Origin of the sequence: Pseudomonas sp. LW8 (assembly GCF_041956865.1) — a bacterium.
Taxonomy (GTDB): Bacteria; Pseudomonadota; Gammaproteobacteria; order Pseudomonadales; family Pseudomonadaceae; genus Aquipseudomonas; species Aquipseudomonas siliginis.
Map to the genome: position 1 here is coordinate 1,890,545 of NZ_CP168138.1, position 15,857 is coordinate 1,906,401.

Consider the following 15,857-nt stretch of genomic DNA (forward strand, 5'->3'; position numbering starts at 1 on the left):
ACCTGTCAGATCTGACAGGTCTGCGCGATTTTCGACAGATGGTCATGTGATTTCAGAGGTTGGCGGGATGCTCAATTGGAGGATTGAAGCGCAGAGTGCAGAGTTGTACACCTTCACACTCCACCAACAATTCCCCGCTTCCCCGACCCCCCGACGCTATGGCAACGTGGCGGCCCCTGATGAGGCTGCAGTTCATGGCAAACCCCTACCGCGAGTTATTCACTGCCCCCGGCGCACGCAATTTTGTCCTGGCCGGGATGATCGCGCGCATGCCGATTTCGATGACCGGCATCGGCGTTATCACCATGCTCTCGCAACTCAAGGGCGGCTATGCTTTGGCCGGTGCGGTGGCGGCGACGTTTGCCTTGGCCACGGCGTTTTGCGCGCCGCAGGTATCGCGGTTGGTGGACCGTTATGGGCAGGGGCGGGTGCTGCCGATCGCAGCGCTGACCGGTGGCGGCGGGTTATTGATGTTGCTGCTGTGCACACGTTTGCAGGCGCCGACCTGGACGCTGTTCATTTTTGCCGCGCTGGCCGGGTGCATGCCGAGCATGTCGGCGATGGTGCGGGCGCGCTGGACCGAGATCTATCGTGGCCAGCCGCAATTGCAGACGGCGTATGCCCTGGAGTCGGTGCTCGACGAAGTGTGTTTTATCGTCGGGCCGCCGCTGTCGGTGGGCTTGTCGGTCGCGGTGTTTCCCGAGGCCGGGCCACTGGCGGCGTTGTTGGCCTTGGCCATTGGCGTGACGGCGTTTGTCGCCCAGCGCAGCACCGAGCCGCCCGTGCACGCGCAGGAGTCGCAGCATCGGGGCTCGATCATTCGCTCGACCGACGTGCAATGGCTGCTGGCCTTGATGCTGGCGATGGGCGTGATCGTCGGGGTGATCGACGTGGTCAGCGTCGCCTTCGCTCAACATCAGGGCCAGCCGGCAGCGGCGAGTATTGTCTTGTCGGTATACGCGATTGGTTCATGCCTGGCCGGCATCGCCTTCGGTGCGATGCGTTCGAAACTGCCGCTGCCGCGCCTGTTTCTCTACGGCGGCGTGGCGACGGCAGTGACGACGCTGCCGCTGCTCTTGGCGAGCAATATCCTCGGCTTGTCGATCGCGGTATTTATCGCCGGGCTGTTCTTCTCACCGACGCTGATCGTCGCGATGGCGTTGATCGAACGCATCGTGCCACCGGCCAAACTGACTGAAGGCCTGACCTGGCTGGTGACCGGGCTGAGCATCGGCGTGGCGATCGGCGCCGCCGGTTCCGGCGCGCTGGTGGACGCGTTTGGTGCGCGCAGCGGATTCTGGCTGGCGATTGCGGCGGGGGCGGTGGTGCTGATTTCCGCGTTTCAAAGTTTCCGTCACTTGAAATAACAGTCCTGTTGTAGGAGCTGACGAGTGCAAGGGATCGGGTTACCAGCCTCGGCCGGAGTTGATCCAGAAGTTGACTGACAGCGACGTCGACACCGACTCCACCTGATGGAACCAGCCCTCGGGCAGGAACAGCAGATCCCCAGCCTCCAGCGTCACCTGCAAAAACGTCACCTCCCGCGCTGCCGGGAAGCGTTCATAGTCCGGCGCGTCCGGGTTGAAATCGCAGCCATCCAGACCTCCCTTGGGCGCGGTCGACCAAGTGCCCAGTGCCTCGCGGTGATGCGGCGCGGCAAGGGTGAATTTTTTCTGCCCCCAGACCTGCGCGAAGAGATTGTCGGTGTCATCGCGGTGCAACGGCGTCAGCGTGCCCTTGGGGCCGATCCAGATCCGTGGCGGAATGAACAACGACGTGTCGAAGTAGGGCGGGTACTGGATCTGCTGCAACAACTGCGCCGGCAGGATGTTGTTGCCCATGTACGCCGGCGGCTCGCCATCCGCGCCTTTGACCGCCGGGCTGTCCAGCGAGGCAATGAACTCGGCCATCGAGGTCGAGCGGAAATCACGCTCGGTGGAAAAGGTCTTCTTCACGTAATCGCCATGACGGGTGATGCCCTGCAGTTCGGCGAAATGCACCAGCGACTCCTCGCGGCTCAGGCTGAACAGTGGCCAGTCGTGCAGGGCATTGCTGATCACCAACGGAATGCCGTTGGGCAGATACCGGGTTTCGAATTCGTGCCGGCTCAACTCGGCGCGTGTGCGACGTTCGACGCTGGTCTGCCGAGGCAGCGCGGCAGTGAGCTTTTCGCTGAAGCGTGGCGGCGTCGGGTAGCGCTTGTTCATGTCGACCTTTTCCACCGTGCCGCCTCCCTGGCGGGCGTGGTCGATGATCTGCGGCAGCATTGTCGCCAGGCCCATGTTGCCGCCGATCTTCAGGCGCCCGCTGGCGAACAGTTCCTCGACGTTGGCCACGCCGGCCATGATCCCCAAAAAGTCCTTTTCCGCGACTTCGATGGTCACGTCCGGGCTGGGGTGGCGACCGGCTGCGGTGCGCTGGCTGGTCTTGATGTCATACCAGTACGCCTGTTGCGCACTGAAGATGAACTGGAAAACCCCCTCGATGCCGACCGCGCCGGCGTTGGCGAACAACTTGCCCAGAATGCTCTGCAGGTCCACGGTGATTCCCTCGCGATTGTTGTTTTTTTCCTGAACAGGCAACGAGCGGCTGGCGGGGGAATTTAGCGACCGGGCGACTAATTTGTCCGGCCAGTGATCCGTCTTTCTTGCAGACACATTTTTCAAGGAAAGCGCGGTGACCAAGCTGACATTGCTGTGCCTGCCCTATTCGGGCGCCAGCGCCATGGTTTACAGCCGCTGGCGGCGTCAACTGCCGACGTGGCTGCAATTGCAACCGGTGGAACTGCCGGGACGTGGCGCGCGGTTCGATGAACCGCTGCAAACCGACATGCGCGCACTGGCGCGGCAACTGGCGCGCGAGCACAAGCCGGGGTTGCAAGGCCCGTATGCGTTGTTCGGGCATAGCCTCGGTGCGTTGCTCGCCTGCGAAATGGCCCATGCCTTTCGCGAATTGGGTGTGCCGGAGCCGCTGGCGCTGTTCGCCTCCGGCACCGCCGCACCGTCCATGCGCAGCGATTACGACCGAGGCTTTGCCGAACCGCGCAGCGATGCAGAACTCATCGAACAGTTGCGCACTTTTCAGGGCACCAGCGAAGAAGTCCTCGCCAATAAAGAGCTGATGAGCCTGACCCTGCCGGTGCTGCGCGCCGATTTCATGATGTGCGGGCGCTTCACGCCTGCCGAGCGGCCCTTGCTCAATTGCCCGGTGCACGTGCTCGGTGGCAAGGAAGACCGCGCCACCACCGAACAATTGATCGGCTGGAGCAAAGAGACCCTGGGCAGTTTCTCGGTGGACATGATGACCGGCGGGCATTTCTTCATTCATGAGCATGAAGCGCGGGTCATTCGCACGATCAAGACCCATTTGGAAGTGCATCACCGGCGCCATGCGCAGGCCGCGCAACCGGCGTTCTGAGACGCGACCCATCTATCATTTTCAGGAGGCCAGTCATGGCTGTTGCTCTGGGGTTTTCCGTGCGGCCGTTGCTGCCGCAGCGCGGACGTTTGCCGCTGTTGGTCGAAGCAAGCGATGCCGACACCGATCTGTTGGCGGTATTCGATGAATTGAAGGCCTTGGTCGACGAGCATCTGCTGCGCGACGGTGGCGTGCTGTTTCGCGGCTTCCGCCTCGACGGCGCCGAGCAGTTTCGCCAGTTTGCCGCGAGTTTCGGCCATCCATTGCTCAACTACGAGTTCGGCTCGACGCCGCGTACCAATGTCACCCAAGGCGTGTACACCTCCACCGAATACCCGGCGCACCAAAGCATTCCGCTGCACAACGAACAGGCTTATTCCCGCGACTGGCCGATGAAGATCTGGTTCTACAGCATGATCGCCGCCAGGTCCGGCGGTGAGACGCCGATTGCCGACAGCCGCGAAGTGTACCGGCGCATCCCGGTGGCGATCCGCGAGCGTTTCGTCAGCAAAGGCCTGATGTACGTGCGCAACTTCGGCAATGGCCTCGATGTGGCCTGGGAAGACGTGTTCAACACCGAAGACCGTGAAGTCGTCGAGGCCTACTGCAAGGCTCACGGCATTGTCTGCGAGTGGAAGGACGACGGTGAGCTGCGCACGCGCCAGATCTGTCAGGCGGTGGCGGTGCACCCGGTAACGGGCGATCACGTCTGGTTCAATCAGGCGCACCTGTTTCACATCTCCAACCTGCCAGCGGACGTGCGCGAAAGCCTGCTCGATATCGTTGACGAAGAAGACCTGCCACGTAACGTCTACTACGGCGACGGCTCGCCGATCGAAGACGATGTGCTGGCGCAGATTCGCGCGGTGCTCGACGACTGTGCGATCAGTTTCCCCTGGCAGGAGGGCGATGTGCTGATGCTCGACAACATGCTCTCGGCTCACGCGCGCTCACCGTTCGAAGGGCCGCGCAAAGTCATCGTGGCGATGGCCGAGGGGCATTCGCAGGACGTGCGCTGACCTGTTCGCAACCCTTCAACTCAAATGCCGAATCCGGGCCTGTACCGGCTTCGGCATTTGCGTGTCTGGCCTTCGTACCGTCGGGCCGCGATTGCCGCCGGTGCGCTAAATCATCGCGCGGGCCATTCGTTCTTGTTGATACGACCGGGTCTCCAGGTCACGCCGCCGATCAGCAAGGACTCCACGCATGAATGCCGCAGACGCACAGAAACTAGCCCGCCGCTTTATCGAATTGCCCCAGGACAAACGCCGTCTGTTCCTCGCCGGCATGGCCCGCGAAGGCATCGATTTTGCGCAGCTTCCCATGACCGCCTGCGACGGCATCGCCGAGCGTGACGGCCTGTCTTACGCGCAGCAGCGCATGTGGTTTCTCTGGCAGCTGGAGCCGACCAGCGCCGCCTACAACCTGCCGATGGCGGTGCGTCTGGATGGTGAGTTGCAAGTCGAGGCACTGGAGCAGGCCTTCAGCCGTCTGGCGGCGCGCCACGAATGTTTGCGCACCACCTTCGGCCAGGACGGCGAGCGGGCCTTCCAGCGTGTGGCCGAACCTCAGCCTCTGAAACTACCCGTGACTGACCTGAGCGAGTTGCCCCAAGCCCGGCGCTGGCCGCTGGCGCAGCAGCACATGATGGCCGAGGCGACCCAGGCCTTCGACCTGCAGAACGGCCCGCTGCTGAGTCTGCGTCTGTTACGCCTGGCCGAGCAGGAACATGTGCTGCTGCTGACCCTGCATCACATCATCGCCGACGGCTGGTCGATGAACATTCTGATCGACGAATTCATGCGCACTTACGACGCGTTGGTCGCCGGGCGTGATCCGACGCTGGCGCCGTTGAGCGTGCATTACCGCGACTACGCACTGTGGCAGCGCAGCTGGCTCGAGGCCGGTGAGCGCGAGCGGCAATTGGACTACTGGCGCACGCAACTGGGCGACGAACATCCAGTGCTGGAATTGCCCACCGATCGCGCCTATCCGGCGCAGTCCAGTCATCAGGGCGCACGCCTGGAAACGGTGATCGACGCAGCCCTGCGCGAAGAGCTGAAAAACCTTGCCCAGCGTCAGGGCGTAACCTTGTTCGTGGTGCTGCTGGCGGCGTTCAAGACCTTGTTGCATCGCTACAGCGGCCAGACCGATATTCGTGTCGGCGGGCTGATCGCCAACCGCACCCGCAGTGAAACCGAAGGGTTGATCGGCTTCTTCGTCAACACCCAGATTCTGCGCAGCGTGGTCACCGCACAAACGCCCTTCACCGAGTTGCTGCAGAACCTGCGCCAGGCCGCCCTCGGCGCCCAGGCCCATCAGGATCTGCCGTTCGACGCCTTGATCGAAGCCCTGCAACCGGCGCGCAGTCAAAGCCACAATCCGCTGTTTCAGGTGATGTTCAACCATCAGCCGCTGGTCACCGATTTGCACCAGGCGCAACTCGCTTCAGGCTTGCGCGTGGGCTATCTGAGCGAGGAACAACTGGCCGGCAGCGCTCGACAGCACGCGGCCACCAGCGACCTGATGCTCGACACCCGCGAGGAAGGCGAGCAACTGTTTGCCGCCTTCACGTACGCCACGGATATTTTCGACGCCGCGACCATCGGCGCGCTGGCCGGGCATTGGCGCAACATTCTCCAGTCGGTGTGCCGTGACCCGCAGCAGTTGATCGGCGAAGTGGCGATGCTCGCCGACAGCGAACGCCACGGGTTGATCCAGGCCACCGCGCCAGCGCCTCGTTTCACTAGCGTGCAAAGCCTGTTCGAAGCGCAAGTCGCACGGACCGCGCAAGCGCCGGCGGTGCGGTTGGCCACAGCGCCTGCGCCGGCATTCAGCTACGACGAACTCAACAGCCGCAGCAATCGCTTGGCCCATCAGTTGCGCGCACAGGGTGTCGGCCCGGACGTGCTGGTCGGCGTCGCGCTGGGGCGTTCGCTGGAATTGGCGGTGGCGCTGCTGGCGGTGCTCAAGGCCGGTGGTGCCTATGTGCCGCTGGATCCGCAGACGCCGGCCGAACGCTTGCGCCATGTGCTCGCTGACAGTGGTTTGCAACTGTTGCTCGGCGACCAGCAAAGCCTCGCCAGCCTGCCGCCGCTCGACGGCATCGAATGCCTGTGTCTGGAGCAATTGCCCGCCAGCGAACAGAGCGACAATCTGCCGGTCACGGTCGAAGCCGACAACCTCGCTTACGTGATCTACACCTCTGGCTCCACCGGACGGCCGAAAGGGGTGGCGGTCAGTCATGGCGCGCTGAGCGAGTTCATTGCCCGCGCCATCGATTACAGCGATCTGCGCGAAGGCGACCGGGTTCTGCAATTTGCCACCAGCAGTTTCGACGGTTTCGTCGAGCAGTTTTTCCCGCCGCTGTGCCATGGCGCCAGCGTGGTCATGCGCGATGCGCCGTTGTGGGACAGCGCGACGCTGCATCAGGTGATCATCGATCAGGGCATCACCCTGGCCGATCTGCCAGCGGCTTATTGGTATTGGCTGGTGCAGGAATACGCGGCGAAACCGCCGGCAAGTTTCGGCGCGCTGCGGCAGATTCACGTCGGCGGTGAAGCCATGGCGGTGGACGGTTTGCGCTTGTGGCAACAGGCCGGGCTCGGCCATATGCGCCTGCTCAACACCTACGGCCCGACCGAGGCCACGGTGGTCTCGACGATTCATGACTGCACTGCGCTGACCGCGCAGGACGTGTCGTGGCGCGGCATGCCGATCGGCAAGGGCCTGGCGGCGCGGCGTCTGTACGTGCTCGACGATGATCTGAACCTGCTGCCGCAAGGCGCGGTGGGCGAGTTGTACATCGGTGGACCGGGTCTGGCGCGCGGTTATCACCGCCAACCGAGCCTCAGCGCCGAGCGTTTCATTGCCGACCCGTTTGCCGACGGCCAGCGCCTGTATCGCACTGGCGACCGTGCGCGGCTGCGCGGCGATGGCGCGCTGGAATATGTCGGTCGGGTCGATCATCAAGTGAAGATTCGTGGCTTTCGCATCGAACTGGGCGAGATCGAATCGCGCCTGCAGCAATGTTCGGGCGTTCGCGAAGCAGTGGTGTTGGCGGTGCCGTTCGCCGGCGGTGCGCAACTGGTCGCCTACGTTGTGACAGAACCTGCGGTGCTCGCCAGCGCGGCGACGCAAGCGGCATTCCGTCAGCAGACCCGCGCCGCGCTGCAAGCCAGCCTGCCGGATTACATGGTGCCGGGGCATCTGCTGTTGCTGGCGAACCTGCCGCTGACACCGAGTGGCAAGCTCGACCGCAAGGCCTTGCCAGCGCCGGATCCTGCGCAGTTGCAGGGCGATTACCGCGCCCCGCAATCACCGGCTGAACAATGTCTGGCGCAGGTCTGGGCCGAGGTGCTGCACGTGCCGCGTGTGGGCCTGGATGATCACTTTTTTGAACTGGGTGGTCATTCGTTGTTGGCCGCGCAGGTGATTGCCCGGGTCAAGGAGCAGATGGGCGTGGTGCTGCCACTGCGCAGCCTGTTCGAAAAACCGCTGCTGGCGGATCTGGCCGAGGTGCTCGGGCAACTGGCCGAGGCGAGCGGCGACGACGACTGGTCCGACCTGGATCAGTTCATGAATGCTTTGCAAGGAGAAGAAGTATGAGCGGCACGATGGCGGAACGTATTGCAAAAAGGTTCGTCGGCTTGCCGCTGGAACAGCGTCGGCTGTTTCTCGCCAAACTGCGCGAGGAGGGCAAGGACTTCAGCCTGTTGCCGTTGCCGGTCAGCCGCCACGACTGCGGGCAGATTCCCCTTTCATTCGCCCAGCAACGCCTGCTGTTCCTGTGGCAACTGGAACCGCACAGCGCCGCGTACAACATGGCCGCTGGCTTGCGTCTGAAAGGCCGGATGGATGAGTCGGCCCTGAGCCGCTCGTTCGATCATCTGCTGGCGCGCCATGAAGTATTGCGCACGGTGTTTCACACCGACGGCGATCAAGCGCATCAGGTGATTCTCGAGCAGCAGAAAATTGCCCTGGACCGCTTTGATCTGACCGACGTCGCCGCGCAAGAGCGCGAAGAACTGCTCGCGCAACACGTACAAGACGTCACCGCGCAACCGTTCGATCTGCGCCACGGCCCGTTGCTGCGCGCCAGCCTGTTTGCCTTGGCCGACGATGAATTCGTGCTGGTGGTGAGCATGCATCACATCGTCTCCGATGGCTGGTCGATGGACGTCATGGTCAAGGAATTCGTGCAGTGCTATCAGGCGTTCAGCTTGCAGCGCGAGCCGCAATTGCCGGCACTGCCGTTGCAATACGCCGACTATGCGATCTGGCAGCGGCGCTGGCTGGAAGCCGGCGAGGGCGAACGCCAGCTCGACTACTGGCGTCAGCAACTGGGCGACGAGCATCCGCTGCTGGAAGTGGCAGCGGACTTTGCCCGACCACCGACCCAGAGCTTCGCCGGGCAGACCCTGAGCTTCGATTTTGGTGCCGAGCTGTCGCGACAGCTCAATGCTTTTGCCCGCAGCCAGGGGATCAGTCTGTTCATGCTGGTGCTGGCCGGGTTCTCGCTGTTCCTTTCGCGTCTGGCCGGCGAGCGCGACATTCGTGTCGGCGTGCCCAATGCCAACCGTGGCCGCGCCGAAGTCGAAGGGCTGATCGGTTTCTTCGTTAACACTCAGGTCCTGCGCTGCCAGGTCGATGAGCGCGGCAGTTTCGCCGATTTGCTCGCGCAGGTGCGAGAAGCGGCGTTCGGCGCGCAGGCGCATCAGGAATTGCCGTTCGAGCAACTCGTCGACGAACTGGTCGCCGAACGCACCCTGGGCCACAACCCGCTGTTCCAGGCCAAGTTCAACCAGAACGTCGGCATGCAGAAACAACGCTCGATGGCCTTGCCCGGCCTGACCGTCAGCGAATACCCGCTGGCCAAGGACGGCACGCATTTCGATCTGGCCCTGGACATCACCGACGACGGCGCACTGATCCACGGTCAGATGACCTATGCCAGCGATCTCTATCGGGCGGAAACGGTCGCCGGTTTTGTGCCGATGTTGCTGGACCTGTTTGCACAGTTGCTCGACTCGCCGCAGGCGCCATTGCACACCGTGGCCACGCGGCGGCCTGCTGCGCTTGCCATTCACCGCGAACCGGCGTTGACGGTGTTGCAACACTGGGCGCGTGAAGTGGCGCGGCAGCCACAGGCGCTGGCCGCTCGGGATCTCAAGCAAACGGTGACTTTCCAGGCGCTGGATGAACAAGCCAACCGTCTCGCCCATTATTTGCGTGCGCAGGGCGTCAATGTCGGCGAACCGGTGGCGGTGCTGCTGGAACGTTCGCTGGACTGGCTGACTTGCGTATTGGCGATTCTCAAGGCTGGCGCGGTGTACATGCCGCTCCACGTCAAGGCGCCAAGCGCGCGCCTGAAGCAGATGCTCGGCGCTGCGCAGGCGCGGGCGCTGATCGGTGCTGAAGGCGACGCACGGCTCAGCGAACTGGCGGCTGAGGGCTGTCAGGGTCTGGAGTTTGCGCCGGGGCAATGGCAGTCGCTGCTGGCATCCGCGCCTGAGCTGACGCTGTATGCGCAGTCGCCGGCCTACGTGATTCACACCTCCGGTTCCACCGGGCAACCCAAGGGCGTGCTGGTCAGCCACGGCGCGCTGGGCAGTTATGTGCGCGGTGTACTCGAGCGTCTGGCGCCGGCGCCGGAGGCGAGCATGGCGCTGGTCTCGACCATCGCCGCCGACCTTGGCTTCACGGTGCTGTTCGGCGCGTTGTGCTCGGGCCGATTGCTGCATGTGCTGCCGGAAGAACTCGGCTTCGACCCGGACCGCTTTGCCCAATACATGGCCCGTCATCGCGTTGGCGTGCTGAAGATCGTCCCCGGGCATCTCGCCGCGCTGTTGCAGGCGGCCAAGCCTGCCGATGTGCTGCCGGAACACGCACTGATCGTCGGCGGCGAAGCCTGTTCGCCGGCACTGGTCGAGCGCGTGCAGCAACTTAAGCCGGGCTGCCGCCTGATCAACCACTACGGGCCGAGCGAAACCACCGTGGGCGTGCTGACCCATGAGGTCGAAGTGCTTGCCGCGCAAGCACGCAGTGTTCCGGTCGGCACGGCGTTGGCCGGTGCCCATGTCTATGTGCTCGACGATGTGCTCAACCCGGTAGCCGATCAGGTTGCTGGTGAGTTGTACATCGGTGGCGACAGCGTTGCCCTTGGCTACCTGAATCAGCCAGCGCTGACCGCAGAACGCTTCCTGCCCGACCCGTTCGGCGCAGCGGGCGCGCGGGTCTACCGCAGTGGCGACCGGGTCCGGCGCAATCGCGAGCAGGCGCTGGAGTTCATCGGTCGTGCCGACGATCAGGTCAAAGTGCGCGGCTACCGTGTGGAGCCTGCGGAAGTCGCGCGGGTGTTGCTCAGCCTCGATGACGTCAGCGAAGCCGCCGTGCTCGCGCTGCCACTGGATGACGATCCGGCGCGCCTGCAACTGCTGGCGTGGTGCGTGCCGGCAGTGGGCGCGAAGGTGCAGGCGCAGGAGCTGCGCGAGCAATTGCAGGCGCGGCTGCCGGATTACCTGGTGCCGGCGCAGTTGCTGTTGCTGGAAAAGCTGCCGCTGACTGCCAACGGCAAGCTCGACAAGCGTGCCTTGCCAGTGCCCGGCGTGGTCAGCCAGCAGTTCGTCGCGCCGGTCGGTGAGATCGAGGAAAAACTGGCCGCGATCTGGGCCGAGGTGCTCAAGCTCGAGCGGGTCGGCAGCAGCGATAACTTCTTCGAACTGGGCGGCGACTCGATCCTCAGCTTGCAGATCATCGCCCGGGCCAAGCGCCAGGGCATCAAGCTCAGCCCCAAGCAGTTGTTCGAAAAACAGACCATCGGCCAATTGGCTGCCGTGGCCAAACTGATCGAAGCCAAACCGGCTGCCGTCGCCGCACCTGTGGCACGCGGGCCGTTGCCGTTGCTGCCGATTCAGGTGCGCTTCTTCGAGACGCCGCTTGCCCAGCGCCAGCATTGGAACCAGTCGGTGATGCTGCAACCGACCCTGGCGCTGGATGCCGCGCATTTGCGCAAGGCGCTGGCGACGTTGGTCGAACAGCACGAAGCGCTGGCCTTGAGCTTTGTGCAGTCGGGCGATCACTGGCAGGCACTGCCCCAGCCGCAGGGTGATGCCGAATTGCTCTGGGTACGCGAGCTGGACAGCCTCGATGCCTTGCCGGCCGTGGCCGACGCGGCGCAGCGCAGCCTGGATTTGCAACGCGGGCACTTGCTGCGCGCGGTGCTGGTCAACCTGCCGAACGCCGAGCAGCGCTTGTTGCTGGTGATTCATCACCTGGTGGTCGACGGCGTGTCGTGGCGCATTCTGCTCGAAGACTTGCAGCAGGCTTACCACGCATGGGCGGCGGGGACGGCGCCGGTGTTGCCAGGCCAGAGCAGTTCGCTGCACAACTGGGCCGAGCAGTTGCATCGTTATGCACAGAGTGAAGCGCTTGCCGGCGAACGCGATTATTGGCGCCAGACCCTGGTGGCGGAAGACGTGGCACTGCCACAAGATTTTGCCGTGGACAGCCAGACCCGCGCCCAGGCCGCCCGCGCCAGTACGCGCCTGAGCCAGACATTGACCGACAAACTGCTGAAAGTCGCCCCGGCGGCGTACCGCACGCAAATCAACGACCTGTTGCTGACCGCATTGGCGCGGGTGTTGTGTGACTGGAGCGAGCAGCCTTCGGTGTTGATCCAGCTCGAAGGCCATGGTCGTGAAGACCTGTTCGACGACATCGACCTGAGCCGCACGGTCGGCTGGTTCAGCAGCCTGTTCCCGGTGCGCCTGACCCCGCAGGCCAATCCCGCTGCGTCGCTGTGCGCGATCAAGGAGCAACTGCGCGCCGTGCCGGGCAAAGGCATCGGTTATGGCGTGCTGCGTTACCTCACGCGTGCTGCCGAGTTGCAGACGCTGGCGCAACCACGGGTGACCTTCAATTACCTCGGTCAGTTCGACGGCGCGTTCAGCGCTGAGCAGAGCGCGTTGTTCTTGCCAAGCAGCGACGGGACTGGCGCCAATCAGGATGGGCAAGCGCCGCTGGGCAATTGGCTGAGCGTCGACGGTCAGGTTCTCGGCGGAGAGCTGGAACTGACCTGGACCTTCGGCACCGGTATGTATCGCGCCGAAACCATCGAGGCATTGGCCGAGGCTTATCGCCGCGAACTGCAACGCCTGATCGAACATTGCTGCGCGAGCGGCGCAGGTGGCGTGACTCCTTCGGATTTCAACCTCGCCAACCTGACCCAGGCGCAGCTGTCGGCATTGCCGATTGCGCCGCGTGACATCGTCGATCTGTACCCGCTGTCGCCGATGCAGCAAGGCATTCTGTTCCACAGCCGCAACGAGCCGGATAGCCCGGCCTACACCAATCAGCTGCGCGTCGATGTCGAGCAGCTCGACGCCGAGCGCTTCCGCCAGGCCTGGCAGCAGACCCTTGAAGCCCACGATATTCTGCGTACGGCGTTCGTCTGGCCGCAGGATGCAGCCGCACCGGTGCAGGTGGTACGCAGCCGTGTGCAGATGCCGTGGCAGGTGCAGGACTGGCGCGGTCGCGCCGGCCTTGATTCAGCACTTGATCATCTCGCCACTGAAGACCTGCACAACGGTTTCGATCTGCTCGACGCACCGCTGTTGCGCGTGACGTTGGTGCGCACCGATGAGCACACTCATCACCTGATCTACACCTGCCATCACATCCTCATGGACGGCTGGAGCACTTCGCAGTTGTTCGGCGAAGTGCTGCAACGTTACGCCGGCATCGTGCCGAGCACAGGGCAGGGGCGTTATCGCGATTACATCGAATGGCTCGGCCAGCGCGATCAGCAAGCCAGTCGGCAGTTCTGGAGCACGGCGCTGGCGGATCTCGAAGAGCCGACGCGACTGGCCAGTGCCATGCCGGTCAGGCACGCGGCCAGCGGCTATGCCGATCACCAGCATGTGTTCAGCGAACCGCTGACCGCAGAACTGAACCGCTTCGCCCGCGAGCAGAAAGTCACGCTCAACACGCTGGTGCAAGCGGCGTGGCTGCTGCTGTTGCAGCGTTATACGGGCCAGGATCACGTGACGTTCGGCGCGACTGTCGCCGGGCGGCCGACGGATTTGCCGGGTGTCGAGCAGCAGATCGGCCTGTTCATCAACACCTTGCCGGTGGTGGCGGCGCCATCGCCGGAGATCGGCGTCAGCCAATGGCTGCAACAGGTGCAAGACCTCAACCTGGCCTTGCGCGAGCACGAACACACGCCGCTGTATGACATTCAGCGCTGGGCCGGGGCGGGTGCCGGGGCATTGTTCGACAGCATTCTGGTGTTCGAGAACTATCCGATGGCCGAAGCGCTGGCGCAGGGACCGCAGACGGGCCTGAAGTTCTCGGCGATCCGCCGGCAGGAGCAGACCAACTATCCGCTGACGCTGGTCGCGGTCACCGGCCGCGAGATGAGTCTGGGCGTAAGTTACGATCAGGCCAGCTTCGACGCTCAAGCGATCCGCGTGTTGAGTGCGCAGTTGCAAGGCCTGCTCGAGCAGTTCCTCGCCGACGCCACGCAGCCGCTGGGGACGCTGCAACTGCTCGCCGAGCCACAACGGCAACAAGCGATCGAGTGGGGCAAGGCGCCGGTTACCACGCCGGATCAACGCACGGTGCTGGCGCACATCGCCGCGCAGGTGCAGCGACAGCCACAGGCGAACGCGGTGCTGTTCGCTGAGCAATCCATCGCTTACCAAAACCTCGATACCCGGGCCAATCGTCTGGCGCACAAACTGCAAGGCATGGGCGTCGGGCCGGAAGTGCGCGTCGGCGTGTGCATGCGCCGCACGCCGGACATGCTGGTCGGCTTGCTGGCGATCCTCAAGGCCGGTGGCGCTTATGTGCCGCTGGACCCGGATTACCCGCAGGAGCGCTTGCTGCACATGCTTGACGACAGCCGCGCGGCGGTGCTGCTCACTGAGCCAGCGGCCTTGGCGATGCTGCCCGAAAGCTTGAGTGCGCAGGTGCTGCTGGTGGACGAGAACGTCGCCAGCGAATACCCGGATGCTGCGCCACTGGTTAATCTCGCGGCAGACAATCTGGCGTACGTGATCTACACCTCCGGTTCCACCGGCAAACCGAAAGGCGTAGCGATCAGCCACGGCAATCTGTCGGCGCTGATTCAGTGGTCAGCGGGTGTCTATCGCGAAGAACAATTGCGCGGTGTGCTGGCCTCGACCTCGATCTGCTTCGATCTGTCGGTGTGGGAAATCTTCGTCACGCTGGCCTGCGGAGGCTGTCTGGTATTGGCCGACAACGCTCTGGCGCTGGCGGATTTGCCGGCGCGCGAGCAGGTCACCCTGATCAACACTGTGCCGTCGGCGATTGCCGCGTTGCAACGGGCCGGGCAGATCCCGACTTCGGTCGGCACCATCAATCTGGCCGGCGAGCCGCTCAAGCAGAGTCTGGTCGACAGCCTCTACGCCAGCACTCAGGTGCAGCAGGTCTACGACCTCTACGGGCCGTCGGAGGACACCACTTATTCGACCTTCACCCTGCGCACGCCGCAGGGCCGGGCGAACATTGGCCGGCCACTGGACAACACCGTGGCCTACCTGCTCGACAGTCAGTTGCAGGTGCTGCCCGAGGGCGTGGCGGCCGAGCTGTATCTGGCGGGTGCCGGGGTGACGCGCGGCTATCTGCGCCGCGCCGCGCTGACCGCCGAACGCTTTGTGCCGAATCCTTACGCGAGCAACGGCGAGCGCCTGTACCGCACCGGCGATCTGGTGCGCCAGGGCGACGATGGCAACATCGAGTACATCGGTCGCGCCGACCACCAGGTGAAGATTCGCGGCTTCCGCATCGAGCTCAGCGAGATCGAAGCGCGCCTGCTGGAACTCGACGATATTCGCGAGGCGGTGGTACTGGCGCAGGACGGCGCCGCTGGCAAACACCTGCATGCCTACCTCGTCGCCGCGCCGGACAGCGAGCGGTCGACGCTGACCGAGCGAGTGCGCAGTGCGCTGGTCAGCCGCTTGCCGGCACATATGGTGCCGGGGCATCTGCACCTGATCGACGCGATCCCGCTGACGCCCAATGGCAAGCTCGATCGCAAGGCGCTGATGGCGTTGGGCGAGAGCCCGACGCAGGAGCAATACCATGCACCGCAAAGCGATCTGCAATGGGAGGTCGCGACGATCTGGCAGGAGGTGCTGGAAGTCGAGCGGGTAGGGCTGGCGGACAACTTCTTCCAGCTCGGCGGCCATTCGTTACTGGCGACGCTGGTGGTGACCCGGGTGCAGGAACGTCTGGGCGACAAGGTACCGCTCAAGGCGTTGTTCGAGACCGACACCCTCAAGGATTTCTGCGCGCGGATCGAAGCGCTGCGCGTCGAAATGTCGCCCGTTCAGGATGAATTGGCTAAATCACTGGAGGCCCTCAAACGTCTATCCCTCGATGATCTGGAAAAACTGATTTCTTGAGAGGGAAAAACG

General features: G+C 63.8%; 6 protein-coding genes. 5 read left to right on the top strand and 1 reads right to left on the bottom strand.

The annotated features are described in order from the left end of the window. The first annotated feature begins 194 nt into the window (after positions 1-194). Positions 195-1,367 carry an MFS transporter gene (locus AB9L16_RS08575; protein ID WP_375123368.1) on the top strand — a complete coding sequence of 391 codons (1,173 nt, stop codon included), beginning with the start codon at positions 195-197 and terminating at the stop codon, positions 1,365-1,367. A 39-nt stretch (positions 1,368-1,406) separates the two neighbouring features. Here AB9L16_RS08575 and AB9L16_RS08580 read toward each other — a convergent pair whose 3' ends face one another. Next, positions 1,407-2,540, bottom strand: coding sequence for a cupin-like domain-containing protein (locus AB9L16_RS08580; protein ID WP_375123369.1), 1,134 nt, complete (start codon positions 2,538-2,540; stop codon positions 1,407-1,409). 136 nt (positions 2,541-2,676) lie between these two features. On the opposite strand from AB9L16_RS08580, the gene AB9L16_RS08585 reads away from it, so the two are divergent. The 4 genes from AB9L16_RS08585 (at position 2,677) to AB9L16_RS08600 (ending at position 15,845) form a co-directional block, all read left to right on the top strand. Further along, positions 2,677-3,417 carry a thioesterase II family protein gene (locus tag AB9L16_RS08585; RefSeq protein WP_056784290.1) on the top strand — a complete coding sequence of 247 codons (741 nt, stop codon included), beginning with the start codon at positions 2,677-2,679 and terminating at the stop codon, positions 3,415-3,417. 35 nt (positions 3,418-3,452) lie between these two features. After that, complete coding sequence (locus tag AB9L16_RS08590) at positions 3,453-4,436, top strand: TauD/TfdA family dioxygenase (protein ID WP_375123370.1); 984 nt, start codon at positions 3,453-3,455, stop codon at positions 4,434-4,436. A 187-nt stretch (positions 4,437-4,623) separates the two neighbouring features. Then, positions 4,624-8,025, top strand: coding sequence for an amino acid adenylation domain-containing protein (locus tag AB9L16_RS08595; protein WP_375123371.1), 3,402 nt, complete (start codon positions 4,624-4,626; stop codon positions 8,023-8,025). Next, complete coding sequence (locus AB9L16_RS08600; protein ID WP_375123372.1) at positions 8,022-15,845, top strand: amino acid adenylation domain-containing protein; 7,824 nt, start codon at positions 8,022-8,024, stop codon at positions 15,843-15,845. Before AB9L16_RS08595 ends, AB9L16_RS08600 begins: the two co-directional genes overlap by 4 nt. Positions 15,846-15,857: the final 12 nt, after the last annotated feature.

Bases quoted from the DNA above. Each gene is read 5' to 3' on its own strand.
- AB9L16_RS08600 (WP_375123372.1), top strand. From the start codon at position 8,022: ATGAGCGGCACGATGGCGGAACGTATTGCAAAAAGGTTCGTCGGCTTG.
- AB9L16_RS08595 (WP_375123371.1), top strand. From the start codon at position 4,624: ATGAATGCCGCAGACGCACAGAAACTAGCCCGCCGCTTTATCGAATTG.
- AB9L16_RS08590 (WP_375123370.1), top strand. From the start codon at position 3,453: ATGGCTGTTGCTCTGGGGTTTTCCGTGCGGCCGTTGCTGCCGCAGCGC.
- AB9L16_RS08575 (WP_375123368.1), top strand. From the start codon at position 195: ATGGCAAACCCCTACCGCGAGTTATTCACTGCCCCCGGCGCACGCAAT.